This is a genomic window from Mesorhizobium sp. 1M-11 (genome assembly GCF_001303895.1).
Lineage (GTDB): Bacteria > Pseudomonadota > Alphaproteobacteria > Rhizobiales > Rhizobiaceae > Mesorhizobium.
In genome coordinates this window covers 103,447-128,409 of sequence record NZ_LJSD01000009.1, presented here as the reverse complement: position 1 = coordinate 128,409, position 24,963 = coordinate 103,447, and the positions used below count along the sequence as shown (strand labels likewise).

At 63.1% G+C, this 24,963-nt stretch carries 24 protein-coding genes; 16 read left to right on the top strand and 8 right to left on the bottom strand.

Annotated elements, in window-relative coordinates:
- The first annotated feature begins 2 nt into the window (after positions 1–2).
- The 4 genes from arsH (at position 3) to AO692_RS03625 (ending at position 3,458) form a co-directional block, all read left to right on the top strand.
- Positions 3–707: an arsenical resistance protein ArsH gene (arsH, locus tag AO692_RS03640; RefSeq protein ID WP_054308680.1), complete on the top strand. Its 705-nt coding sequence runs from the start codon at positions 3–5 to the stop codon at positions 705–707.
- Positions 704–1,879, top strand: a complete 1,176-nt coding sequence (gene arsK, locus AO692_RS03635; RefSeq protein ID WP_054308679.1) for an arsenite efflux MFS transporter ArsK — start codon at positions 704–706, stop codon at positions 1,877–1,879. Before arsH ends, arsK begins: the two co-directional genes overlap by 4 nt.
- Before the next feature lie 106 nt (positions 1,880–1,985).
- On the top strand, positions 1,986–2,399 hold the full coding sequence (locus AO692_RS03630) for a tellurite resistance TerB family protein (protein WP_054308678.1): 414 nt from the start codon (positions 1,986–1,988) through the stop codon (positions 2,397–2,399).
- A 186-nt stretch (positions 2,400–2,585) separates the two neighbouring features.
- Complete coding sequence (locus tag AO692_RS03625) at positions 2,586–3,458, top strand: glyoxalase superfamily protein (RefSeq protein WP_054308677.1); 873 nt, start codon at positions 2,586–2,588, stop codon at positions 3,456–3,458.
- A 61-nt stretch (positions 3,459–3,519) separates the two neighbouring features.
- Here AO692_RS03625 and AO692_RS03620 read toward each other — a convergent pair whose 3' ends face one another.
- Together AO692_RS03620 and ppk2 are read right to left on the bottom strand one after the other, a co-directional pair.
- Positions 3,520–4,323, bottom strand: a complete 804-nt coding sequence (locus tag AO692_RS03620; protein ID WP_054308699.1) for a transporter substrate-binding domain-containing protein — start codon at positions 4,321–4,323, stop codon at positions 3,520–3,522.
- Between the two features lie 156 nt (positions 4,324–4,479).
- Positions 4,480–5,391, bottom strand: coding sequence for a polyphosphate kinase 2 (gene ppk2 / locus AO692_RS03615; RefSeq protein WP_054308676.1), 912 nt, complete (start codon positions 5,389–5,391; stop codon positions 4,480–4,482).
- A gap of 199 nt (positions 5,392–5,590) precedes the next feature.
- Between ppk2 and AO692_RS03610 the strand changes: the two genes are divergently transcribed.
- The 3 genes from AO692_RS03610 to AO692_RS03600 all read left to right on the top strand — a co-directional run bounded on the left by AO692_RS03610 (position 5,591) and on the right by AO692_RS03600 (position 8,907).
- Entirely contained in the window at positions 5,591–6,856 is a 1,266-nt protein-coding gene (locus AO692_RS03610) for an ATP-binding protein (RefSeq protein ID WP_054308675.1), read from the top strand.
- A 118-nt stretch (positions 6,857–6,974) separates the two neighbouring features.
- The gene (gene phoU, locus AO692_RS03605) at positions 6,975–7,700 is read left to right on the top strand and encodes a phosphate signaling complex protein PhoU (RefSeq protein ID WP_054308674.1); all 726 of its coding nucleotides are present in this window, start codon (positions 6,975–6,977) and stop codon (positions 7,698–7,700) included.
- A gap of 199 nt (positions 7,701–7,899) precedes the next feature.
- Entirely contained in the window at positions 7,900–8,907 is a 1,008-nt protein-coding gene (locus tag AO692_RS03600) for a magnesium and cobalt transport protein CorA (RefSeq protein ID WP_054308673.1), read from the top strand.
- 97 nt (positions 8,908–9,004) lie between these two features.
- On the opposite strand, the gene AO692_RS03595 is transcribed toward AO692_RS03600, so the two are convergent.
- Positions 9,005–9,535 carry a GcrA family cell cycle regulator gene (locus AO692_RS03595; RefSeq protein WP_054308672.1) on the bottom strand — a complete coding sequence of 177 codons (531 nt, stop codon included), beginning with the start codon at positions 9,533–9,535 and terminating at the stop codon, positions 9,005–9,007.
- A gap of 356 nt (positions 9,536–9,891) precedes the next feature.
- Here AO692_RS03595 and AO692_RS03590 point away from each other — a divergent pair, with 356 nt between their 5' ends.
- The 3 genes from AO692_RS03590 to AO692_RS03580 all read left to right on the top strand — a co-directional run bounded on the left by AO692_RS03590 (position 9,892) and on the right by AO692_RS03580 (position 13,233).
- Positions 9,892–11,088 carry an aspartate aminotransferase family protein gene (locus tag AO692_RS03590; protein ID WP_054308671.1) on the top strand — a complete coding sequence of 399 codons (1,197 nt, stop codon included), beginning with the start codon at positions 9,892–9,894 and terminating at the stop codon, positions 11,086–11,088.
- A gap of 13 nt (positions 11,089–11,101) precedes the next feature.
- Positions 11,102–12,013: an ornithine carbamoyltransferase gene (gene argF, locus AO692_RS03585; protein WP_054308670.1), complete on the top strand. Its 912-nt coding sequence runs from the start codon at positions 11,102–11,104 to the stop codon at positions 12,011–12,013.
- 218 nt (positions 12,014–12,231) lie between these two features.
- Positions 12,232–13,233 carry an Hsp33 family molecular chaperone gene (locus tag AO692_RS03580; protein WP_054308669.1) on the top strand — a complete coding sequence of 334 codons (1,002 nt, stop codon included), beginning with the start codon at positions 12,232–12,234 and terminating at the stop codon, positions 13,231–13,233.
- Positions 13,234–13,318: 85 nt separating this feature from the next.
- Here AO692_RS03580 and AO692_RS03575 read toward each other — a convergent pair whose 3' ends face one another.
- The 3 genes from AO692_RS03575 to AO692_RS03565 form a co-directional block, all read right to left on the bottom strand.
- Complete coding sequence (locus tag AO692_RS03575; protein ID WP_054308668.1) at positions 13,319–13,708, bottom strand: RcnB family protein; 390 nt, start codon at positions 13,706–13,708, stop codon at positions 13,319–13,321.
- 197 nt (positions 13,709–13,905) lie between these two features.
- Positions 13,906–15,900 (bottom strand): CocE/NonD family hydrolase, encoded by a 1,995-nt coding sequence (locus AO692_RS03570; protein ID WP_054308667.1) that lies wholly within the window; start codon positions 15,898–15,900, stop codon positions 13,906–13,908.
- A 76-nt stretch (positions 15,901–15,976) separates the two neighbouring features.
- A complete protein-coding gene (locus tag AO692_RS03565) occupies positions 15,977–17,539 on the bottom strand; it encodes an ABC transporter substrate-binding protein (RefSeq protein ID WP_054308666.1) in 1,563 nt (520 codons plus the stop codon).
- A gap of 209 nt (positions 17,540–17,748) precedes the next feature.
- On the opposite strand from AO692_RS03565, the gene AO692_RS03560 reads away from it, so the two are divergent.
- From AO692_RS03560 to AO692_RS03545, 3 genes are all read left to right on the top strand, one after another.
- Positions 17,749–18,558: a helix-turn-helix transcriptional regulator gene (locus tag AO692_RS03560; RefSeq protein ID WP_054308665.1), complete on the top strand. Its 810-nt coding sequence runs from the start codon at positions 17,749–17,751 to the stop codon at positions 18,556–18,558.
- 295 nt (positions 18,559–18,853) lie between these two features.
- Complete coding sequence (locus tag AO692_RS03550) at positions 18,854–19,585, top strand: class I SAM-dependent methyltransferase (protein WP_054308663.1); 732 nt, start codon at positions 18,854–18,856, stop codon at positions 19,583–19,585.
- Between the two features lie 279 nt (positions 19,586–19,864).
- Complete coding sequence (locus tag AO692_RS03545) at positions 19,865–20,281, top strand: hypothetical protein (protein ID WP_054308662.1); 417 nt, start codon at positions 19,865–19,867, stop codon at positions 20,279–20,281.
- 63 nt (positions 20,282–20,344) lie between these two features.
- Here AO692_RS03545 and AO692_RS03540 read toward each other — a convergent pair whose 3' ends face one another.
- Positions 20,345–20,929 carry a TetR/AcrR family transcriptional regulator gene (locus AO692_RS03540; RefSeq protein WP_054308661.1) on the bottom strand — a complete coding sequence of 195 codons (585 nt, stop codon included), beginning with the start codon at positions 20,927–20,929 and terminating at the stop codon, positions 20,345–20,347.
- 84 nt (positions 20,930–21,013) lie between these two features.
- On the opposite strand from AO692_RS03540, the gene AO692_RS03535 reads away from it, so the two are divergent.
- Positions 21,014–22,486 carry an MFS transporter gene (locus AO692_RS03535; protein ID WP_054308660.1) on the top strand — a complete coding sequence of 491 codons (1,473 nt, stop codon included), beginning with the start codon at positions 21,014–21,016 and terminating at the stop codon, positions 22,484–22,486.
- 157 nt (positions 22,487–22,643) lie between these two features.
- Here AO692_RS03535 and apaG read toward each other — a convergent pair whose 3' ends face one another.
- Complete coding sequence (gene apaG, locus AO692_RS03530; protein ID WP_054308659.1) at positions 22,644–23,036, bottom strand: Co2+/Mg2+ efflux protein ApaG; 393 nt, start codon at positions 23,034–23,036, stop codon at positions 22,644–22,646.
- Between the two features lie 290 nt (positions 23,037–23,326).
- Between apaG and AO692_RS03525 the strand changes: the two genes are divergently transcribed.
- Complete coding sequence (locus tag AO692_RS03525; protein WP_054308658.1) at positions 23,327–24,478, top strand: glycosyltransferase; 1,152 nt, start codon at positions 23,327–23,329, stop codon at positions 24,476–24,478.
- Positions 24,479–24,511: 33 nt separating this feature from the next.
- Positions 24,512–24,874 carry an MmcQ/YjbR family DNA-binding protein gene (locus AO692_RS03520; RefSeq protein WP_082407200.1) on the top strand — a complete coding sequence of 121 codons (363 nt, stop codon included), beginning with the start codon at positions 24,512–24,514 and terminating at the stop codon, positions 24,872–24,874.
- The last annotated feature ends 89 nt before the right edge of the window (positions 24,875–24,963 follow it).

The window sequence follows — 24,963 nt, the reverse complement described above, 5'->3', positions numbered from 1 at the left end:
CGATGGATCTGCCCGGTCTTGACCGCGACTCCTTCCGTCTGCCGCGGCCAGACGCCTTGAGGGAGGCCTTTCCGGCGCACAAGCCGCGCATCCTGCTGCTTTACGGCTCGCTGCGCGACCGCTCCTACAGCCGGTTCCTTACCTTCGAAGCGCAGCGGCTGCTCGATGCCATGGGAGCGGAAACGCATGTCTATCACGCCAATGGCCTACCCTTGCCGGACGATGCCTTTGCCGATCATCCGAAGGTGCAGGAACTGCGCGAGGCCATGCTCTGGTCGGAAGGGCAGGTGTGGACCAGCCCGGAGCGGCATGGCGCGATGAGTGCGGTGATGAAGGCGCAGATTGACTGGATCCCTCTGCCCGGTGGCGCGATACGTCCGACACAGGGGCGGACCCTTGCCCTGATGCAGGTATCCGGAGGCTCGCAGTCCTTCAATGCCCTCAACCAGATGCGCGTCCTTGGCCGCTGGATGCGCATGGTCACCATCCCCAACCAGTCCTCGGTCGCCAAGGCGTGGCAGGAATTCGACGAAGCCGGGCGCATGAAGCCCTCCTCCTTCTATGATCGCGTCGTCGATGTGATGGAAGAATTGATGAAGTTCACGCTCCTTACCCGCGGCGTCACCGACCATCTGACCGATCGCTACAGCGAACGCAAGGAAAGCGCCCGGAAGCTGGGCCAGCGCGTCGGCCTGTCCTCGCAATGACGACTGCGCGGACGCCGTTCGCTGCTGTGGTGGCGCTCGGCGTCACGCAGATCATCGCCTATGGCACGCTGTATTACAGCTTCAGCATTCTGGCGCCGGATATGGCCCGCGACCTTGGCTGGTCCAGGGAGTGGGTGTTCGGTGCGCTGTCGGCCGCGCTTCTGGCTGGCGGTTTCGCCGCCCCCTGGTTCGGTCGCCTGATCGACCAATATGGCGCCGGGCGCATGATGTCGGCCGGCTCATTGCTGGCCGCGGCAGCACTTGCGGCCTGCGCTGCGGCTCCCAACGGTGGCGTCTTTGTGGCGGCATTGATTGCCTTGGAACTGGCTTCGAACCTCGTCCAGTATGGTGCGGCGTTTGCGCTTCTGGTGCAATTGCGCCCGCAGGTGGCGGCGCGCAGCATCACCTATCTCACCTTGATCGGCGGGTTTGCCTCCACCGTATTCTGGCCGATAACGACGGCGCTGCACCAGGTGCTGACATGGCAACAGGTCTATCTGGTCTTTGCCGCGCTCAATCTGGTCGTCTGCTTGCCATTGCATGGGTGGTTGTCCACCGGTCTGGCCCGCAGCCGGGCCATGGCTTCGGCGATGCCGGCGCCTGTCGTGGGACAATTGCCGGATGACAGGAAACGGATCGGCTTTGCCTTGATGGTCACCGGCTTTGCCCTGCAATCGCTGGTCGGCTCTGCCATTCTGGTGCACATGGTGCCGTTGCTCTCAGGCCTTGGCCTCGGGGCTTCGGCGGCACTCATCGGAACGTTGTTCGGACCCTCGCAGGTGGTAAGCCGCCTCATCAATATGGGGTTCGGCCGCAACCTGTCGCCGGTGATATTGGCGGTGATAGCCGCCACATTGATGCCGATTGGCGTGGCGGTGCTGGCTTGGACCGCGCCATCGGTCGCCGGTGCCATGGCATTCGCCATCCTGTTCGGCCTGGGCAATGGGCTGCTCAGCATCGTGTCGGGCACGCTGCCGCTTCATCTGTTCGGCAGCGAGGGCTATGGCAGGTTGCAAGGCAAGGTGAACTCGGCGCGACTGGTCGTTTCGGCAACCGCGCCCTTCGCGCTGGCGTTCGGTATGATCCGGATCGGTGTCGTCCCATCGCTTGCCATAGCCGTCATGGCCGGCGCGCTCGCCGTGCTGGCCTTCCTGATGATCCGTCGAGCCTGATCTGTCCTCAGCGCGCAGCATCGACGATTTCCGGCATCTCTCCTTGTTGCGGCCCTGCTTCGCTCTTAGCTTCAACCTGTCCAATGGCGAACCAAACGGAGACACGATGCCAGGCCTCAACCCGCACGAAGCCCTGATCCACCTGATGGTGATCACCTCGGCTTCCGACCGCGACATGACCGACGTGGAATTGGCGCGCATCGGCGACGTGGTCTCCTCATGGCCGGTCTTCGAGGACTTCAACCGCGGCAAGCTCGTTGCGATCGCGCAGAAATGCCAGAAGTTGCTGCATGAGAAGGATGGGCTGGACGGCGTGCTCGCCAAGGCGGCCAAGGCTTTGCCGGAACGGCTCCATGACACCGCCTATGCGGCTGCCTTCGAGGTCGCCGCCGTCGATCTCGAAATGCGAATGGAGGAAGTGCGTGTGCTGCAACTCATCCGCCGCGCGCTCGACCTCGACACGCTGACGGTCGCGGCCATCGAGCGTTCGGCCAAGGCAAGGCATCGTATGCTGACGTAAGCCTCGATGGCTTGACACAGCGGCCGCCACGGCTCAGCTTGAGTGAAGGTTGATACGACCTGCTGGTTGCACCCGCCAGGGTACGGTGAACGTATCGCGCCTCAGTGGCATTTCCTTTGCCCGAGCGACCAAGTCAGCAACGCAACCACCTGACGACCTTGGTTCGCTCATGCAAAGGACGTCTCCATGCGTGACTATCACGATGCAAAATCCATGGCCCAGACCCTGCGGGGCGCTTTGGGGTCAAAGGCAATCGCCATAAGCCATGGCGAAAGCCTGGAACTGGTTTCGAAGATGTTTGGATTCGCCGACTGGAACACCCTGTCGGCCAAACTGCAGGGTGAGCGCGAGCCATCGCGCAATGGCAATATCACCGAACCGGAGGTTCCGGTCGATGAGCGCGGCCGAAAGCTGGCAGAACAGGCCGTTCCACGGGTCGCCATCCCCTTCGACCCCAGGCGGTTCGATGAATTCGCAGGATATTACGAGCAGCATCCCGGCATTCTGTTCAAGATTTATCGCGAGGGCGGACGATACCTTTCCCAGATCACCGGCCAGGGTCCGGTGGAGATATACCCGGAAAACGAAACGAAATTTTTCGCCACCGTCGTCCAGGCCCAGATCAGCTTTGTGAAGGATGCCGGTGGCCGCGTGACCGAACTGATCCTCCACCAGAACGGCCTTGAGATGCCCTGGAAACGCATCGACAAGGCGGTCGCGGATCGTGCGGTTGCCGCACTCGAGGAGCGTATCAAGGAAAACAGACCACAGGCCGGATCGGAGGATGCGCTACGCCGCCTCATCGACGGCATCGTGTCGGGCCATCCGAATTATGACGAAATGGGAGACGAGTTGGCTCAAGCCACGCGCGAGCAACTGAGCAGTCTCCAGCAGCTGATCCGCACGAAGGGCGGTATCAAGTTCATCCGATTTGTCGGTGTCACCGATGCAGGCGACGACGTTTTTCACGTCGAACACGAGAATCGCCTGTTCCGGTGGAGCATTGGGCTCGATGCCGGTGGCAAAGTCGTCAGAAGCTGGGTGTCGTCCGGCGGATAATCCGTGCCTGGAAATGATGGCTGAGGATATCGATCGGAGCCCGATCCAACGCTCCGATCGATCAGTAGAAGCTCACCGGGAAATAGCGCAAATAGAGTTCGGCGAAGGTGCCCTTCAGCGCGATCTGCTGCAGCGCGTAGTCGAGCGCGGCGGTGAGATCCTTGTTGTCCGGCTTGACCGCGATCGCCAGGCCGGTGCCGAGATATTCCGGCGCGAGATAAGGTCCGCCGGCGAAGCGGCAGCAGTCGGCCGCATCCGTCCCAGCCAGCCAGAAGCCGAAGCGCATCCCGTCGCCAAAGGCGGCATCGACCTTGCCGGCCTTGACGTCGGCGAACAGGGCCTCCTCGGTCGGATAGGGAGCCGTCGTCACCATCGGGAAGTCGTCGCGCAACATGCGTTCATGCGCCGAGCTTGCCACGACGCCGACGCGCTTGCCCTTGAGCTTCTCATAAAGCGGTTCGCTCGCCGCCTTGGCCTTCGGCATGATGAAGCGTGCCGGAAACTGCAGGTAGGAGCGCGAGAAGGCGTATTTCTCCCGGTTCTCCGGCGTCACCGCAACGCCGGCCATGATCGCTTCGCCTTCGTCCTTGGCCAGCGCGCCGTCGAGCTCCGCCCAGGGCAGCGCCTGGATCTGGCATTTGTCGGCAATGGCAAGCTCGGCGCAGATGGCCCGCGCAAGATCGACGTGGAAGCCCGAAAGCTTTCCGGCGCTGTCCAGGAAGTTGAACGGCGGAAAATCGGTGGTGGTCAGGAAGCGCAGTCGCGGCAGTTGCGCAAGGTCGGGCTTGGGCAGCCGCTCATTGCCGTCCCAAAGCATCGGCGGCTGCGGCTCGGCTGCATGTGCGGCCGGGCCGAAAGCCAGCATCGCCAAAAAAGCCAAGGCGAGACAGCGCAATGTCAACTTGGAACTCCTATTAAGGGCAGTAGGGAATTAAGGCAGTAAGGCAGTGGAGCGTGAGGGCACAGCACATGCGCACGGTGTCCTATTCCCTTACTGCCTTAATCCCCTATTGCCCTAATCCTACTTCTTCACAAACCCCAACCCTTCCCCGATGATCTTCTTGTCTTCCTTGCCGATGACATCGAGGTCGCGGCCTTCATAGGGCAGGGTGAGCAGGATGCGGCGGATGACGGCGAGGCGTGCGCGGCGCTTGTCGTTGGCGCGCACGATGATCCAGGGCGCGTGTTTGGAGTGCGTGCGCTTGACCATCTCGTCGCGGGCCCTGGTGTAGTCATCCCATTTGTTCAGGCCGGCGATGTCGATGGGCGAGAATTTCCAGTTCTTCAGCGGGCTGTGGCGGCGGTCATGGAACCGTGAGAGCTGCGTCTCGCGGCCGATGTCGAGCCAGATCTTGAAGAAATGGATGCCGTCATTGACGATCATCTTTTCGAAATGCGGCACCTCGTCGAGGAAGTTCTCGTGCTGCTCGGGCGTGCAGAAACCCATCACCGGCTCGACGCCGGCGCGGTTGTACCAGGAGCGGTCGAATGAAACGAGCGCGCCGGCTGTGGGGAAATGGTTGACGTAGCGCTGGAAGTACCATTGTCCGATTTCGGTTTCGGTCGGCTTGGTCAATGCCACGTTGTGGGCACTGCGCGGGTTGAGGAACTGGTGCAGCGCGAAGATCGTGCCGCCCTTGCCGGCGGCGTCGCGTCCTTCGAACAGCGCCATCACCCTGTGGCCCGTCGCCTGCAGCCACGCCTGCGCCTTCACCAGCTCGATCTGCAATTGCTCCAGCGTTTCGTCATATTCCTCGCTCTTCAGTTTCTTGTCATACGGATAGCCGCCCGCCGACAGCTTGTTCTCTTCGATCCATACCGGCAGCTCCGGCGCATCGATGTCGAAGATGCGTTCCTTGCCGTTGACCAGGATCCTCAACGGTTCCGGGATCGGAATGCCGGCAACCGGGACGGCGGGCTTGTCTTTTTTCATCGATACGAACCTCTCCAACTTTCAAACTCATGCTATGGGGAGCCAGTAAAGGGGTCCAGCGGGAAGTTGGCACGAGAGCGTTTCCGTTTTTCACGAAAACGCCGAAACGCTCTATTCTTTGTTACGCAATTCCGGACGGAAAAACGTCACACACTTTTCCTGAAATTGCGGTAGGCCGCCCGGATGGATTGGAGTGCATATGAGCGACGTTACGGGTGAGGATCGCCGTTCCGGGACGAGCTTGCCGGTCAGGCTGTGGGAGGCGCGCTGGTATCTCCTGGCGGGTCTTGCCGCCGTGCTGGTCGCCTATGGCTTCGGGCCGGGCCGGGCCTGGGCCTTGCCGTTGGCCGTCCTGCTTCTGTTTGCGGCGCTTTTTAGCGCCAAGCCTCGCGCGGTCCGCATCGCCGAGAAGGCGGGGGAAGTGGATGCCGCGGGCCTGCAGCGCCTTTCCGGCGAATACCTTGCCGCGGCCGTCGCCGATCCGCTCATCATCTTCGACCGCAACACCACGGTCGTGCATGCCAATGCCGCCGCCTTTGTCGCTTTCGGCGGCATGTCGCCCGGCCTGTCGCTGCCGCTGAAATTCCGGGCGCCGGAGATGCAGGCGCTGCTCGACAGCGTTGTCTCGGGCAGGGTCGCCTCCGACGCGCTCGATTACCTCGAGAAGCTTCCTGTCGAGCGAGTCTACCGGGTCAGCGCCTCCTCCGTTGGCCACGGCACCGAACTGTTCGTTCTGGTCTTCAAGGACCAGAGCGAGGCACGTCGCATCGACCGCATGCGTGCCGACTTCATCGCCAATGCCAGCCACGAGCTGCGCACGCCGCTCGCCTCGATCGCCGGCTTCATCGAGACCTTGCGGGGACCGGCCCGCAACGATGCCGCCGCGCGCGAACAGTTCCTGCAGATCATGCAGAACCAGACCAGCCGCATGGCTCGGCTGATCGACGATCTGCTGTCGTTGTCGCGGCTGGAGATGAAACCCTATCTCAAATCAGGCGCGCGGGTCGACCTGCGCCAGACGCTGGAGAGCGTCATCGATTCCCTCAGCCCCCTGGCCCGCGACAGCAACCTCGTCGTCGAGCGCGATTTCGCCGAAGGACCGCTCGATGTTCCGGGCGACCGTGACGAGCTGTTCCAGGTGTTCGAGAACCTTTTGGAGAACGCCTGCAAATATGGCCAGGCCGGCGGCCGCGTCGCGGTGAGCGTGGCACGCAGCCAAGCTGGCCCCGAGCCGACTGTCGATGTCACCATCCGGGATTTCGGCCCCGGCATCGCGGAGGAACATATTCCCCGCATCACCGAGCGCTTCTACCGTGTCGATGTCGAGACCAGCCGCGCCCAGAAGGGAACCGGCCTCGGTCTTTCCATCGTCAAGCACATCCTGACCCGCCATCACGCGCGCATGTCGATCCGTTCGGAACTGGGAAACGGGGCTGCATTCACTGTTCATTTGCCAGCAAACTAGATTTCGGCGGAAACGCATATTATGTCTAGGAAAAGCGTTTCGTCTTACTGTCACATGGCTGGCGTATCAGCAGTCAATTGACATGCGAATCGCCGCATGATTCCAGAAGGCCGCGCCCATGCAGTCCGTGCACATTGTCAGCGCTTATGACGAGGAACTGAAGTTCCTGGCCAAGCGTATTGCCGCCATGGGCGGTCACGCGGAGCGTATGGTCGAACAGGCGGTGGCGGCCCTCGTCAGCGCCGACCAGGATCTGGCCCAGAAGGTGATCCGCGACGACATCGTGCTCGACGAAGGCCAGCGCGAGATCGATGACAAGGCCATCCTCATCATTGCGCGGCGCCAGCCGATGGCAACCGACCTGCGCGAGATCGTCGGCGCCATCCGCATCTCCGCCGACCTGGAACGGGTCGGTGATCTCGGCAAGAACGTTGCCAAGCGGGTGATGTCGGTAACGGATGGCCGCGAGGCCACCAGCCTCTATCGCGGGCTGGAGGCGCTGGCCAATCTTGCTTTGATCCAGCTCAAGGACGTGCTCGACGTCTATGCCTCGCGTTCGGTCGAAAAGATCGGCATCGTGCGCGACCGCGACGAACAGATCGACGCCATGTACACGTCGCTGTTCCGCGAACTCCTCACCTACATGATGGAGGATCCGCGCAACATCACCTCCTGCACGCATCTCCTGTTCTGCGCCAAGAACATCGAGCGCATCGGCGACCACGCCACCAACATCGCCGAGACCATCTATTACATCGTCACCGGCGACCAGTTGCCGGCCGAGCGCCCGAAGGAAGACAAGACGGATCGGGTGGTGGTGCAGCAGCCGGAAGTGGTGAAATAGGGGAATAGGGGAGTAAGGCAATAGGGCAGTATGCCGTTGCCTTGTCTTGCCTCTCCCTTCACCCGCTACTGTTCCCAACGCGGTGCGACAGTCGGCATATTGCCCTATTCCCCTACTGCCTTACTCCCCCATCTCCCTTGCCATCCTGCCAAGCCAGGTTCACTCTACGTCGGAGAGTGAGGTTCCTCGGGAGGCGACGATGGACCAGACCCGCGATTTCACGCCGGGGCCGCAGGATTCGCGGATCGTTGCCTCGAGTGTCTACGTCGCCGGGCGGCGTGTGGCCGACATCCCGATCGAGGAAGCCGGTGAATGGTCACGCAAGAAGGATCATGTCGTCTGGATCGGCCTGCTTGAGCCCGACCGCGAATTGCTCCGGCGCGTGCAGACGCAGTTCAACCTGCATGATCTTGCCATCGAGGATGCCGAGCATCCGCATCAGCGGCCGAAGCTCGAGCAATATGGCGATGCCCTGTTCATCGTCGCCCGTACGGCGCAACTGGTGGAAAGGCGCGTCAGTTTCGGCGAGACGCATCTCTTCGTCGGGCGAGGATATCTCGTCAGCGTCCGGCATGGACCCTCGACTTCCTATTCAACCGTGCGGCAGCACTGGGAAAGCTGTCCGACGTCGCTGGCCAAGGGCGAGGATTTCGTCCTCTATGCCATCCTCGATTTCATCGTCGACAATTACTTCCCGGTGCTGGAGCAGATCGAGGATGAGGTCGAGGAGATCGAAGACGGCGTGCTGGTCAAGCCGATGGATGCCAAGGCGATCGAGCGCCTCTACATGCTGCGCCGCGATCTTCTGCGCCTGCGCAATGCGGCGCTGCCTTTGGTGGAGGTCTGCCGCCGGCTGACCAGTTCCGAATTGTCGCAGATCGATGCCGACATGCACCCGCTGTTCCGCGATGTGACCGATCACATCCGCACCGTGCAGGAAAAGATCGATTCCTTGCGTGAGGTGCTGGCCTTCGCCTTCGAAGCGAGCCTTTTGGTCGGTCAGAGCCAGGAAACGGCGATCTCGAAGAAACTCGCCTCCTGGGCCGCCATCCTGGCGGTGCCGACGGCCTTCGCCGGCATCTACGGCATGAACTTCACCGACATGCCGGAACTGAGGATGGAATATGGCTACCCGACGGTGCTGGCAGCCATCGCCGGCATCTGCGTGTTCCTGTACTGGCGTTTCCGCCAGAACGGGTGGTTGTGAAGGGAGGGACTAGGGGAATAAGGCAGTAGGGAATAGAAAAAGGGCAGCGGCGAAATCGCCAACTGCCCTAATGCCTTAATCCCCTATTCCCTTACCCTCAGCGCAGGCGCCGCCGTTCCGAAGCCGGCTGGAAGGCGATGCGGGAGTGATAGGTGCAATAGGGCCCGCTCTCGCCGGCGTCGTTGCCGCAGAAGTGGAATTCTTCCGTCAGCGGATCGCCGTTCGGCCACTTGCAGGTGCGCTCGGTGAGTTCGGTGAGCTGCAGGCGCCGCGAGATCGGCACCACCACGTTTTCGACCGGGCGCAGATAGTGCCGCGCGACCGGTTCGGCGTCGAACTGCACCTGCAGCGCGGTCGCGCCGACCGAGGCGGTGACATGGCGATGCGTGCTGGCGGCAGTGCGTGTCGTCGACTTCGCAACCGATGCGCCGCCGCTGCTGGTCGCCGCCTTTTTCTGGCGCGCCGGTGCCGCCGTCGTGCGGCCGCGACCGGACAGCTTCAGCCGGTGTACCTTGCCAATGACCGCATTGCGGCTCACTCCGCCGAGCTGGGCTGCGATCTGGCTGGCGCTCAGACCCTCCGACCACAGCTTCCTCAAGAGTTCTACTCGCTCGTCAGTCCAGTTCATAAGACCGCGCTCCTTTGAACCGTCCGGTGTTTTCGGAATCCAAAACCGTTCCGGCTCGCGCCGGGCGGGCACCACATATGTTGGGTGATTGAATCCGCCGTACGAAATCTAGCTATTTCTCACTCAACAATTACCGATGCGCTGACTCGGTGACAAGAGTCCCGGCTGCAACACGAATCGGATTTCGCAGTTTTCCCCAACTTGGCTGCGCCCCAACTTGTCTGGGCACGGAACAGGTTGGGCCAGGCAAGGCTCTAAAAGAGCTTTTCGTTGACTTCATGGCCGAAAAACACGATAAGCTGCGAACAGCCGCCGCTTGGGCGGCTTTTATTTTTTCGGTTCCGGAGCAGCATATAATGAGCGGTTCGGCGCTTTACGAGACCTTTGCTCGTGCACCCCTGGCTTTCGAGCGAGGAGAGGGGACCTGGCTGGTTACGGAAAAGGGCGAGCGATACCTCGATTTTGCTGCCGGCATTGCCGTCAATTCGCTGGGCCACGGCCATCCGCATCTGGTTGCCGCGCTGAAGGACCAGGCTGAAAAGCTCTGGCACGTTTCCAATCTCTATGAGATTCCGGGACAGCGGCGCCTGGGCGAGCGCCTGGTCGAAGCGACCTTTGCCGACAAGGTGTTCTTCACCAATTCGGGCGCCGAGGCCCTGGAGTGCGCGATCAAGACGGCGCGCCGCTACCAGTTCGTCACCGGCCATCCCGAACGCTTCCGCGTCATCACCTTCGAGGGCGCCTTCCACGGACGCACGCTGGCGACGATCGCTGCCGGCGGCCAGTATAAATATCTGGAAGGCTTCGGCCCCAAGGTCGATGGTTTCGACCAGGTGCCATTCGATGATATCGACGCCGCCGAAAAGGCGATCACGCCGGAGACCGCTGCGATCCTGCTGGAGCCGCTGCAGGGCGAGGGCGGCATCCGCTCCTTCCCGCTGCAGTCGCTGAAGCGGCTGCGCCAGCTCTGCGACAAGCACGGCCTGCTGTTGATCTTCGACGAGGTCCAGTGCGGCATCGGCCGCACCGGCAAGCTGTTCGCGCATGAATGGGCCGGTGTCACGCCGGACTTGATGGCTATCGCCAAGGGCATCGGCGGCGGCTTTCCGATGGGCGCATGCCTGGCAACCGACGAGGCCGCGCGCGGCATGACCGCCGGTGTGCATGGCACCACCTTCGGCGGCAATCCGCTCGCCATGGCCGTCGGCAACGCCGTGCTCGACGTCGTGCTGGAAGAGGGTTTCCTGGAGGACGTCAACCGCAAGGCGCTGCTGTTCAAGCAAGGACTTGCAGCGGTTGCCGACGAATTTCCGGATGTCATCGAGGGCATTCGCGGCGATGGCCTGATGCTCGGCATCAAATGCGTGATGCCCAACGGCACGGTCAACGGCGCCCTGCGCGACCAGCATCTGCTGGCTGTGCCGGCCGGCGACAATGTCATCCGCCTGTTGCCGCCGCTCACTGTCACCGACGCCGACATCCAGGAAGGCCTGAAACGCCTGCGCAGTGCTGCGAAAGGCCTGTCGGAAGCCGTTGCGGCCGCGGCGAAGTAGACCGGACGACATCATGAGCGTTCGTCATTTCACCGATCTGTCCACCGTTTCCGCAACCGATCTGCGCGCCATGCTGGATGACGCGGCCGTGCGCAAGGCCCGTCTCAAGGCCGGCGAGCGCTCCAAGCCGCTCGACGGCAAGGTGCTGGCGATGATCTTCGACAAGCCGTCGACGCGCACGCGCATCTCTTTCGATGTCGGCATGCGCCAGCTCGGCGGCGAGACGATCATGCTCACCGGCACCGAGATGCAGCTCGGCCGTTCGGAATCCATCGCCGACACCGCCAAGGTGCTGTCGCGTTATGTCGACGCGATCATGATCCGCACCACGGCGCACAACCGGCTGCTGGAACTGACCGAGAATGCCACGGTTCCGGTCATCAACGGCCTGACCGACGACACCCATCCGTGCCAGCTGATGGCCGACATCCTGACCTTCGAGGAACATCGAGGGCCGGTGGCCGGCAAGACCTTCGCCTGGACCGGCGACGGCAACAATGTGCTGCATTCGTTGATCGAAGCCTCGGCGCGCTTCTCGTTCAACCTGAACGTCGCCGTGCCCGAGGGCAGCGAGCCGGAACAGAAATTCGTCGACTGGGCCAAGGGCCATGGCGGCAAGATCCGTTTCACCCGCGCGGCCGAGGAAGCGGTCGATCAAGCCGACTGCATCGTCACCGACACCTGGGTTTCGATGGGCCAGGAGCATCGCGCCCGCGGGCACAACGTGTTCGTGCCCTATCAGGTCAATGCCGCACTAATGGCGAAGGCCAAGCCCGACGCCCTGTTCATGCACTGCCTGCCGGCGCATCGCGGCGAGGAAGTGACCGACGAGGTGATCGACGGCCCGCACTCCGTGGTGTTCGACGAGGCCGAGAACCGTCTGCATGCGCAGAAGGCGGTCCTGGCCTGGTGCCTCGGCGCTTGATACCAAAGCAGGTCCCGCAAAAGTGTCTCGCGGTTTTGCGGTCAGGGTTTGCGACTTGATACCAAAGCAGGCCCCGCAAAAGTGTCTCGCGGTTTTGCGGTCAGGGCTTGCGACTTGATACAACGCGGCGTGATGCCTATCTCCCCGGCATCACGCAAATCATTGGCGTTGGAAGGCATGCCCGGAAAGGTGGTTATGCCGCGCCGGGAGACTTTGTCATGTTGGATACGACGCAAGTGACTGAACACGGAACCAGACTCGGCGAATTCGGCCATGCCGGCGACGACCATGTCGTGCCGTTCGAGGTTGGTCCGCTCGACGTGCGCGGCCGCGCCGTGCAGCTCGGCCCGATGCTCGATGCCATCCTGTCGCGCCACGACTACCCCGAGCCCGTTGCCCGTCTGCTGGCGGAAGCCTGCGTCGTCACGGTGCTGCTCGGCACGTCGCTGAAGTTCGAAGGCAAGTTCATCCTGCAGACCCGCACCGACGGGCCGGTGGACATGCTGGTCGCCGACTTCTCGACGCCGAATGCGCTGCGCGCCTATGCCCGTTTCGATGCCGACAAGCTGGCGGCGGCGACCGCCTCGGGCGACGTGAAGGCCGAAACCCTCCTGGGTTCCGGCGTGCTCGCGCTCACCATCGACCAGGGCGCCTACACGCAGCGCTACCAGGGCATCGTCCAGCTCGACAACACCTCGCTGGAAGAGGCCGCGCGCACCTATTTCAGGCAGTCGGAGCAGATCCCGACCGACCTCAGGCTGACCGTGGCCCAGCTTGTGCTGCCGGGCGGACGCAAGCAATGGCGCGCCGGCGGCCTGCTTGCGCAGTTCCTGCCCGAGGCGCCGGAGCGCATGCGCGTGGCCGACCTTCCGGGCGGCGATGGCGATGTAGCCGAAGTCGTGCTGGATCCGACCGACAATTCCTGGCAGGAATTGCTGGCGCTGCTGGCAACCGTCGAGCCGGCCGAGCTGATCGACCCGACCGTCGGAACCGAACGGCTGCTCTATCGCCTGTTCCATGAGCATGGCGTGCGCGTGTTCGACGATATCCATGTCGCCGACCGCTGCTCCTGCTCGCCGGACAAGATCCGTGGCATCCTGGACGGTTTCACCGCCGAGGAGATCAGGGACAGCACCGAAGAAGGACGCATTCGCGTCGACTGCGAATTCTGCTCGACTCGTTACGAGTTCGACCCGGCCGATTTCGTGGCTGTCGAATAAGGACATCGGCCCCTGCTTCTCGAAGCCGGAGCAGTCTGATGAAAAAGGCGACCTCCGAGGGTCGCCTTTTTTTGTTTGCGGCTCGTTACCGGGCCGCGATCACGCCGGCTATCAGGCCGGTGGCAATACCGACCAGCAGATAGTCGTTGCCGGCGCGGACCCAATGCTGGCCGGGTCCCGGACGGCGCAAGCCATAGCGGCTATAATCCTTCACGCCCTTCGCGCTGCGCCAGCTGTCGTAACGCTGGCCATTTTTCCAGCGCTTCTTGACCACCACCTGCTTCGTGACGACCTTTTTCTTGACGATGACGCGTTCGTTGACGATGCGGCGTTCCTTTCGGACCGGCTCCCGGTACTGCGCTGAAATCACGTTCGAGTCCGGGACGCCGGGAACGGCGATCGGCGCGGCAAAGCCCTGCAGGCTCGATGCGGCGAGCATCGAAATCGCCAGGCCGGAGAGAATAAGACGTTTCATCTGTGTAGCTCCTCATGTGTTCGCACAAAGAGGATTAGGTCCCGAAACATGAACCAAAACTGAATGGAAACATTACAATTATGTAACAAATTCAATCTGTTATATTATCCGTATCGAATGGATGAGATGCGCCTGCCTGGTGGCTTTCCGCGCAGGTCGGGGACCGCGCGGAAAGCGGGCGCATCAGCGTCCATCCCTCACATGTGGTCGCGCGGGATACGCGCGCTGCGTTCGCGTTCGAACACCGTGCTTCCCTCATGGATGGCCTGCATATGCTCGGAGATGACCCACTCCGTTTGCGTGCAGGAGAGTTTCATGACACTGCGTGTCGTGGCTTCCCAACCTTCGCGGGCAAGAATGCACACCGAGGTGATCTCGGCGGCCATCGACAGTGGGTCTCCCGGCATGATCGACCAGACCTGTTCGGTGATGTCGCGCGCGCTCAGGCCATTGCCGGGATGACGGTTGAGGCCGGTGTCCTCGCTGACCTTGTAGCGGGTGACGCCGTTCAGCATATCGCGCTCCACGACGCGGCCGGCCGATCCTCCCTCAAGCGTCTCATAACGCGGCAGCGGATCGGGATTGGCCGGTTCGGCCAAGTCGATGCGGCGATGTTCGCCGAGCAGCGGCAGCTTCACCTCGATCGACGCAAGGTCGATGTCCAATGTCGTGTCATGCGGCGGCGGCAGGATCATCGGCCAATAGGCGCTGGACAGCGACAGCCGGATGCGGTGCCCCGGTCCGAAGCGATAGCCGCAGGCATCGAGCGCCAGCTCCACCTCGACCGTCTTGTCGGGCTCCAGCGCCTTCGGTTCGGCGTTGCCGTCGCGATGCGCGAGGTTGAGCACGCCGAATGAGACGCGGGTGGCGCTGCCGTCGGCATGCACATCCACCAGTCGCGCGGCAAGGTTGGCGAGCGGCGCGTCGCTGGAGAGGCGAAGCTTCAGCACGGGCTGGCCGAGGATGACGCATTCCTCCGCCAGGATCTCGGTTTCGAAGGTCAGCGAGCCGGCGTCGTCGAGGCGCTGGTCGCCCGGCATTTCCGTATCCGGCTTCAGCGTGAAGAATTCGCCGGCCGCCGTTCCGGTGTGCAGCGGTGAACGGAGCAGGGTTTTGCCGCCGGCGCGCGCTGCCGGATCGCGTTCCAGCCGGCCGCCGGAGCCGACCGCCAGGACCATGGTTTCGGGGTCGCTCCACGCATCCTTGGCGATCCAGTAGCCTGGATCCGCCTCGCGCCAGCGCGCCGGACGGGGACCGTCGAGGATATAGGCGCGCACCTGCGGTATCGCCTCGGCGCCGTTGTTCTCGTCGCACAGCCAGCGGCGCCACCAGGCGATCGCTTCGGCGTGGAAATCGGCGCGCGGCTTCGGGTAGGCGAAATGCGGATATTTGTGTACCCACGGGCCGACCAGTGCCTTGGCCTTGCCGGGCATGCCGGCCACCGCTTTCAGCGGCGTGTTGCGGTAGCCGTCGGCCCAGCCGGCAATCACCAGTGCGGGCACCGGGAAACTGTCGAAATCCTCGCCGATGGAGCCGTGCCGCCAGAAATCGTCGCGGCGTTGGTGCGACAGCCACTCCTCCATGAAGAACGGCTCCTGCTCCAGCCGCTCCAGCCACATGGCGCGCCAGCGGTCGCCGACGATCTCCGGATCCGGTGAACGCGACTGATAGGCGCTCATCGTCGCCGCCCAGGACAGCTGCGCCGACAGGTGCGTGCCGTTCTTGTAGTGGATGTCGTCATTGTAGCGATCGACCGTGGAAGCGATGGAGATCACCGCCTTCAGCGCCGGCGGCTTCAGCGCCGCTACCTGCAGGCAGTTGAAGCCGCCCCAGGAAATGCCCATCATGCCGACATTGCCGTTCGACCAGGGTTGCGCCGTGATCCATTCGATGACTTCGATGGCGTCGGAAAGCTCGCGCGGCGTGTATTCGCCGTCGATCACGCCGTCGGATTCGCCGCTGCCGCGGATATCGACGCGCACGCCGGCGATGCCGGCGGCGGCGAACACCGGATAGGTGGATTCGTCACGCGGTGCGGTGCCGTTGCGCTTGCGGTAGGGAAGAAACTCCAGAACCGCAGGGACAGATGCTGCCTGGCTTGCGTCGTCTGGCATCCAGATGCGGGCCGCAAGCCGGGTGCCGTCCTTCAGCAGGATCCATTCGTTCTCGATGACATGAAAATTGTTCGGCATGAAACCACCATGAAAATGCGGGCGGCACGGTATGCGTGCCGCCATTGTCCCCGGACGGGCGAAGATCAGCCGGCCGTCAAGCCTGGAGCCAGACCCGGCTGGCGATGCGGCCGTTGGAAAGGTCGTTGCCGATGTCGTCGACAAAACCCTTCAGCTTCTTCGACGACGCGTTCAGATAGTCGTTGAACACCGGCAGGATCAGGCCGCCTTCGTCGTGCACGGTGACCGCCATCTGACGATAGAGGGCGCGTCGCTTGGTCTCATCGAGTTCGCCGCGCGCTTCCGCGACCAGCTTGTCGAAGTCCGGACGCTTGAAGCGTGTGTCGTTCCATTCCGCATTCGACACATAGGAGGTGGAATAGCGGGCATCCTGTGTCGGGCGGCCGCCCCAATAAGAGGCGCAGAACGGCTTCTTGTTCCACACCTCGGTCCAGTAGCCGTCGCTCGGCTCGCGCTGGACGTCGAGCTTGATACCAGCCTTGGCCGCGCTGATCTGGAAGAGCTGCGCGGCATCGACCGCGCCGGGGAAAGCGGCATCGGAAGTGCGCAGCAGGATCGGTCCGTCATGTCCGGACTTCTTGTAGTGGAAGGCTGCCTTTTCGGGATCGTAGGGGCGCTGCTCGATGTCGGTCGGCGCCAGCGCATAGCTGGCATTGATTGGATAGTCGTTGCCGATGGTGCCGAAGCCGCCCACCACCTGCTTCAGGATCGCCTCGCGGTCGATCGCCAGTTTCAGCGCCATGCGCAGGTCGTTGTTGTCGAAGGGTGCTGTGTCGCAATGCATCAGGAAGGCGTAGAAGCCCTTGCTGGGCGTGCGCAGGATCTCGACTTCGGGCAGCCGCTTCAGCAGCGGCACGACCTTCGGCTGGATGACATTGATGAAGTCGACCTGCCCTGACCGCAGCGCGTTGATGCGCGCCGTCAGGTCGTTCATGACGGTGATTTCGACGGCATCGACATAGCCGCGGTCCTGGCGCCAGTCGTCCTTGTTGCGCTCGAAGGCGGTGCGCACGCCCGGCTCGAACTTGACCATTTTGTAAGGGCCGGTGCCGATCGCCGCATTGGGATTGTCGTTGCCGCCGTTCGGCTGGATCTGCAGATGATAGTCGGTGAGCACCAGCGGCAGGTCGGCATTGCCTTCCTTCAGCGTGATGACCAGGTCTCCGGCCTTGTCCTCGATCTTGTCGATGCCGGTCAAAAGGCCGAGCGCGCCCGATTGCGACTTCTCGCCGGCATGACGCTGCAGCGTGGCGACCGCGTCGGCGACGGTCATTGCCTTGCCGTCATGGAATCGCACGTCCTTGCGGATCTTGAAGGTCCACACCTTGGCATCCGGCGAGGGCGACCAGGATTCCGCCAGCGAAGGCACGGCGGCACCGGTCTTGGGATCGGACTCGACCAGGGTGTCGCCCCAGCAATGCGCGATCACGAACAGCACGCTTGCCGATGCCAGCGCCGGGTCGAGCGCGTCGGCGGAAGCGCCGCCTTCGAGGCCCATGCGCAGCGTGCCGCCACGGACCGGCTCCTCGGCTCTGGCCGGCAAGGCAAACGTGCCCGTTGCCGCCGAAAGGCCGAGAAGCGTGCCCCCTTGAAGAAAGGTGCGGCGCGAGAGATTCAACGTATTGCCCAGCTTGATCATCCAGTCCCCCGTCGGTCGGCGTTCCCCGCCGCATTGGTGTCTGGGGAGAGATAATGATCCTGGCAGGCTCCAGCGCAATTTCGCTCGTTGACGCGATTTTAAGCGAGTTTACACTGAGGTGACCGCAGTGTTCACGTCCCACACTTCAGCTTTTGATTCTGCATGTCCCTATCCCGAAACCGGTTCTCACCTTCGCAAGACATGCACTGATGCAAGACCCTCTGGCCAACTTCCCAGCCAACCTCAAATTCGCATGCAGCACCAGGAGGTCGATCTCCGACCTGTGCCGTGCCATCGGCGTCAACAGGCAGCAGTTCAACCGCTATCTCAACGCCGGAACCTTGCCCTCGGCGCACAACCGGTTACGGATCGCGGCCGCGTTCGATCTCGATCCGGCGGATTTTGGCCTGCCCCCGCATGCCTTTCAGCGCAAGCTTGCCGAGAGACGTCGCCCGGCAACGAGCGAAGGGCCGCTGGACGATGCCTTTCCCGGCGATCTGCGGGCATTGCGGCCGCATCTCGGCTTCTATCAGACCTGGCACGTATCGCTTTCCTGGCCGGGCCAGGTCGTCTGTTCCTGCGCCCACATGCGCGAAAGGGACGGCCAGGTTCTCGTCACGTCCCTGGAGCGCATCGTGGATCATGAAAGTGGCATCGCGCAGCGTTCGCGCTACGTAGGCCTCGCCGCCTATCAGCGCCAGCGCATCTTCCTGACCGAACTGACCCGTGGCGAGGCGCCGACTTTCGGGCAGACGATCCTGATGCCCTTCGAACTCCATCAGCGCCGCTACCTTCGCGGCCTGACGATGGGCGTGTCCTGGCGCAACAACAACATGCCTTATGCCACGCGCACCATATGGCGCCATCTCGGCATCACCACCAACAGACGCAGCCTGCTTTCCGCCTGCGGCGTCTACGCGCCGACCTCCGCCACCTTGCCTTCCGCGGTCGCGTCTTTCCTGGCCGACGTGCAGCCCTTCACGGCCGCCGCCGCGCCATCGCGGGATGCTTCACGGTAGCGTCCAAAGGCGGAAACGCTTGCGTTGACCGTGGAAAGGGTCCGCCCCTTGCGCAAAGAGGACACTCGCATCGAAGGAGTGCTTGATTTCCGTGCAAGCGTGGTCGATGCTTTCGCCATGGTTGAGAAGGATACCCATATTGTCGCCCGGCTGGCCGGCATCCCTCAGGCGGGATGTCGGGACGCTGATCGCGCAAGTTAACAACGCGGATCGTATTTCCCGACCTCGCCCCAATCGGACGAGGTCTATTCGCGCGGAAAGTTGCCTCGTCCTCCAACTGCTTAAGGAGATGACCATGGCACAAAATATCTACGACAATTCTGATTTCTTTGAAGGATACAGCCAACTGCCCCGACAGGTGAATGGCCTGGACGGCGCACCCGAATGGCCTGCCATTCGAGCCATGCTGCCCGATCTCGTCGGGCGGCGGGTAGCTGATCTTGGCTGCGGCTTTGGCTGGGCGTCGCGCTGGATGCGTGAACACGGGGCGGCGTCGGTCGCCGGCTTCGATCTCTCGCAGAACATGATCAATCGGGCGCGGGCGGACACGCATGATGCGGCGATAGAATTTCACATCGCCGATCTGGAATCCCTTGCGCTGCCGCAGGCTACGTTCGATTTGATCTTCAGCGCGCTGACCTTTCACTATGTAGAGGATTTCGGTCGTCTGATCGGGACGATACACGCCGCACTGGTTCAAGGCGGCGATCTCGTTTTCACGATCGAACACCCCATCTTCATGGCTGCCGCTCATCCGCATTGGACGCAAGATGAGGACGGACGGAAGACCTGGCCGGTGAACGGCTATTCGATCGAAGGGGAGCGGCGAACGGATTGGTTCGCCAAAGGCGTCCTGAAGTATCACCGGACGCTCGGGACGACGATCAATACCCTGATTGAGGCAGGCTTCGACATAGGCCGAATCGAGGAGTTTGCCCCTACATCAGAACAGATCAGGCAAACACCGGCGCTCGCGGAAGAATTGGAGCGGCCCATGATGGTGCTGGTTTCAGCGCATAAGCCGTAAACCCGGACTGCCGACCAGTCTCAGGGCGGCAGTTATCGAAGCTCGCGGCCGTGACCTCGCTATTGTCCAATGCACCTCGGATCGTCTGCGGCTGCGCGCCTGTGAGATAGGCGATCTAGTGCATTCTTGCGCTGGCTTGTTGCCGGCTGGCCGACTATTGCTGAGGGCGACCGGGAGGCGAGGCCCGGTCGCGCAAGAGCAGTTCCAGCAAAAGTGCGCAGCGGTTTTGCGTCCGGAATTGCGCAGAGAGACAGAGCAATTTCAGGCACAGGTTTTTTCATGATCAGCAAGATTTTTGTTGCCGCGGCGGTTTCCCTGCTGGCGGTCTCGGCGGCGAACGCTCAGTCCTGCCAGAAGAACTTCAAGACCGAGGGCGTGCCGATGGTAACCGCCGTCAACTACAAGAGCTCCGGGGTCTTCCCGAAACTCGATTCCAAAAAGGCGCTGGACAATGCCCATCGCGCCATGCTGGCCGAGGGCTTCGAGAACATCAAGGTCGACAAGGCGATGGGCTCGCTGACCGCCAAGCAGGAAACGTCCGGTTCCGGCCGCGAGCAGACCCTGCGTGTCGTCGTGCGCAAATCCGGCAAGGGCAGCCGCGTCGACGTGGTGTTCATGGTGCAGGCCGGCCAGGTGGCTCCGGAAGGCGCCACGCGCGACGCCATCTGCCGCGTCATCGAAGGCGCCGCCGGCTAGACGTCAAACAGCCTCATGTTTCCTGACGCCCCGGAGGCCACAGGCTTCCGGGGATTTTTCTGATCAGGACTCCGCTCCATCACACACCGGGCGGCTGCACTTCCCGTCGCCGCGCGTCAGCTTCAGCATATCAGTGAACAGCGCGTGCCAATCGGCCTCGTTCAGGCTGATCAGGCCGAGCGCCTTCAACAGGAAGGCGCCTTCGCCGGCCAGGAAGGCGACGGCGATCTGGCGGTCCGCCGGCTTGGACAGGTCAAGCCTCGCCAGAAAGCCGTTGTACCACTCCCGGCTTTCGGCCACCCGATCGGGTGCCTCCAAAAGCGCCGTCATCATGACGGCGGAGCGCGAGTGCTCCTCCTCGTCCTCGTCTCGCGTCACCGAAAGATGTGCCCGGATCACCGCCGCCGCTGACGGTTCGGGGCCCGCCTCTTCCATGACCTTGTTTTCGTAGGTGTCGGCCCAGCGAGCGATCATCGCGCGGATCAGATTATCCTTGGTTCCGAAGCAATACTGCACGCCGCTCTTGGTGATGCCGGCGGCCTTCGCCACGGCATCGAAGCTCAGCCCTGATGCTCCGAGCTCAGTCACCACCGTCTCGGCGGCGTCGAGGACCTTGTCGCGGTCGATGCTGCGCGGTCTTCCTGACATCTGACCCCTTCCATTTCAATACGATCGTATTTATATGCGTGGCCGTGGCCGTGCAAGGCCAGCAAGACAAGTAAGGAAAGTATCATGTCTTCGAGCAACCGGTGGCTGGTCCTGGCCGTCGTGTCCAGCGCACTGTTCCTGATCGTCATCGACATGACGGTACTTTACACCGCGCTCCCCACGCTGACGCACGAGCTCCGGGCGACGGCGACGGAAAAGCTCTGGATCATCAACGCCTATCCCCTGGTGGTCGCCGGTCTGTTGCCGGGCGTCGGCACGCTGGGCGATCGGCTTGGCCACAAGCGCATGTTCCTGGCCGGCCTCGTCGTGTTCGGCCTGGCGTCGCTGGGTGCCGCGTTTTCCCCAACCTCAGTCTGGTTGATCGCGGCGCGGGCGCTGCTCGCGGTGGGTGCCGCCATGATGATGCCCGCCACGCTCTCCCTGATCCGGCTGACCTTCACCGATGAGAAGGAGCGAGCCTTCGCCATCGGCGTCTGGGCCGCCGTGGCCTCCGGTGGGGCCGCGTTCGGCCCGGTCGTCGGCGGCGCGCTGCTGGAGCACTTCTGGTGGGGCTCGGTCTTCCTGATCAACGTGCCGGTGGTGTTGGTTGCCCTTCTTGCCGGCGCCACCTTGCTGCCGTATCGGCCGGGCAACGGCGATCATCCCTGGGATCTCGTCGGCTCCTTGCAGATCATGGTCGGGCTGGTCGGCCTGACCTATGCCATCAAGGAAATCGCCAAGCGCGATCCATCCTGGCTTGCAGCCGCGCTCGCCTTCGCCGTCGGTCTCGTCGCCATGATCGTCTTCGTTCGCCGCCAGCTCGGCAGCCGTGCGCCGCTGATCGACTTTTCGCTCTTCGCCAACCCGCGCTTCTCAGCCGGCGTCGTGACAGCCATGGTGGCATCGGCGGCATTGATCGGCGTGGAGCTGGTGTTCAGCCAGCGCCTGCAACTCGTGCTCGGCCTCTCGCCGCTGCAGGCCGGCCTGATCATCCTGCCGATCCCGCTCGCGGCTTTCATCGCCGGTCCCGTCACCGGCCTGGCGCTGCCGCGGGTTGGCGCCGTGCGCGTGCTCTGGGCCTCGCTGCTTCTGGCAGGCGCCACGCTCGCCGCGTATCTCCTGGTCTATCAGGGCGAAACCTGGCTGTGGCTCACGGCGCTGTCGGCCATGGGCTTCGGCTTCGGCGCGGCCATGACGGCGGCCTCCAGCGTCATCATGCTGTCGGCCCCGGAGGAGAGGGCTGGCATGGCGGCCTCCATCGAGGAGGTCTCCTTCGAACTCGGCGGCGCGCTTGGCATCGCGTTCCTGGGCTCGCTGATGTCGGCGCTCTACACCTACGCCCTGATGCTGCCCGAAGGGATCGCCGCGCAGGCGGGCGACAGTCTGGACGAGGCGTTGCTGATTGCCGAGAAACTGGCGCCTGCTCAAGCTGCTGAGCTCACGAGCCTTGCCAGTGCCGCCTTCGACCAGGCCTTTGTCGGTGTCATCGCAGGCGCGGCGATGCTGCTGATCCTCGTCAGCCTGGTGATCTGGAGGAGGACCACGACCGTGTGGTGAGCGCCGCATCGAAGCTGCCTTTCTCGCCCCGTTCACGGGGAGAGATGCCCGGCAGGGCAGTGAGGGGCAGAGCCGGCTTCTGCCTACTTGGTGTCGCCCCTCATCCGGCCCTTCGGGCCACCTTCTCCCCGTGAACGGGGAGAAGGGAACCACGCCGCTAATTCACCACCCGCCTGGCATTCGGCAGATCCAGCGAGAAGGCCGGGATGGCGATGTCGAACTGCTCGCCGCGTGCATTGCGCATCGTGTAGTGGCCGACCATGATGCCGGACGGTGTCGAAAGCGGGCAGCCTGAGGTGTATTGGTAGCTGTCGCCGGGGTTGAGTTCCGGCTTTTCGCCGACGACACCCGGGCCGCGCACCTCCTCCACCTGTCCGGCGCCATCGGTGATGTGCCAGTAGCGCGACAGAAGCTGGACGAATTCGTCCGAACGGTTGTCGATCGTCACCCGGTAGCCCCACACGTAACGGCCCTCGTCGGGGTCCGAGCGGTCCTCGAGGTAGAAGGGTTCCACCTCGACCACGATGTTGCGGGTGACTGCACTGTACATGGGTAACCTGGAGCGACTCGTACCAAAACCGCTGCGAGTTTCCGTCCGCAGACCGTCGTGGTCAACCATCTGTCATGTACACGACATGAAACGGTGATGGTGTGCGCCGATCGCGTCCGGTCCCGTGATGATTCCTGGACGCAGCCTAACAAGGCTAGCGCATGATCCCGAAAATCGGAATCGATTTTCGGAAAGGATCATGCGCCAGATCAAAGTCTTAGAGCGTCCTTGCGCGTCCAAGAGGACGCGCGGCGCTCTAAAGCCCGCGTTTCCAGGAGTGACCTGACTTCATGGACCTGACCATCGCAGCCGCTTCCTTTTCCGCCGCACTGCTTCTCACCAATTTCGTTTCCGTAGGGCTGGCATGGTCCCAGTTGGAACGCCGCCGCACCGTTGCACCGCCGCGTGGCGATGCGCCGCCGGTTTCCGTCGTCATACCGGCGCGTGGCGTCGAGCCATTCACCGCCGAGACGCTCGAACGCGCCTTTCGGCTCGACTGGCCGGACTATGAGCTGATCTTCTGCGTGGCGCACACCGATGACCCGATTGCCCTGGCCATCCGCACCACCATGGCGCGTTTTCCGGACGTGCCGGCGCGCCTCCTGTTCGGCGATGACCGCATCAGCGGCAACCCCAAGCTGAACAACTGCGTGAAGGGCTGGGAGGCGGCCCGCCACGATTGGGTGATCCTGGCCGATTCCAATGTGCTGATGCCGCGCGACTACATCCAGCACATGATGCATGCCTGGCGCACCGACAGCGGTCTCGTCTGCTCGACGCCGGTCGGCTCGCGTCCGGATGGCTTCTGGGCCGAGGTCGAATGTGCTTTCCTCAACACACTGCAGGCGCGCTGGCAGTATACTGGGGCTGCCGCGGGTCTCGGCTTCGCGCAGGGCAAGAGCATGCTGTGGTCGAAGCCACTGCTCGATGCCAATGGCGGCATCCGCGCCCTGGCCGCCGAGATCGCCGAGGACGCCGCTGCAACCAAGCTGGTCAACGGGCTCGGCCTCAATGTCCATCTGGTGGCCTCGCCGTTCGAGCAGCCACTCGGGCATCGCAGGCTCGAAGCGGTATGGTCGCGCCAGGCCCGCTGGGCGAGGCTGCGCCGCGTCACCTTCCCGTTGTTTTTCGCGCCCGAACTTTGTGTCGGCGCGGCGATGCCTCTGCTGTTCGCGCTGATTGCCGCGGCCGGCTCCGGTGCCGATATGGTCTCGACCGCCTTTCTGGTGCTCTGTGCCGTCTACCTGCCGGAATATGCATTGGCGCTGGCCAAGGGCTGGTATGCCTCGCCGCGCCTGATCCCGGCGATGGTGGTGCGCGATATCATGGTGCCGGCGATCTGGCTGCGCGGCTGGCTCGGCGGCGCCATCGACTGGCGCGGCAACACCATGAACATCACCACCAAGTCCGACGAAGCCGAGGAAGTGCTCTCGGGCGCCTGATCTGATCTGTATCGCTGCCGGCTGGTTTGCGGCATGATCGCTGCAGCCGAAACGCTTGAGGGGAGGGTGGTCGTGCTGTCCGAGGATCGCTATTGCCAGATCGCGCTCGGCTTCCCCGAAGCCGTGCAGAGCAGCCATTTCGACGTCACCGATTTCCGCGTGCGCGGCAAGATCTTCGCCACGCTGCGGCCCAAGGACAACCGCGCCGTCATCAAGCTGGCACCGGACGAGCAGCGGCTGCTGCTCGAAACATCGGCCGGCCAGTTCGAGCCGATCCCGGGCTCCTGGGGCCAGAAGGGTTGGACGCGGGTCTGGCTGGAACAGGCGGACGAAGAGACTGTCCGCCACGCCATGACGATGAGCTGGCGCTCCGTCGCGCCGAAGGCGCTGCGGTAGCGGGCGGGCAGTCGACTTTTCGCTTTTTTCTGCGGCGTTCCGGAATGGATCCCCGACACTCTCCGCTCCCTGCGGTCGCTCGCGAGGTC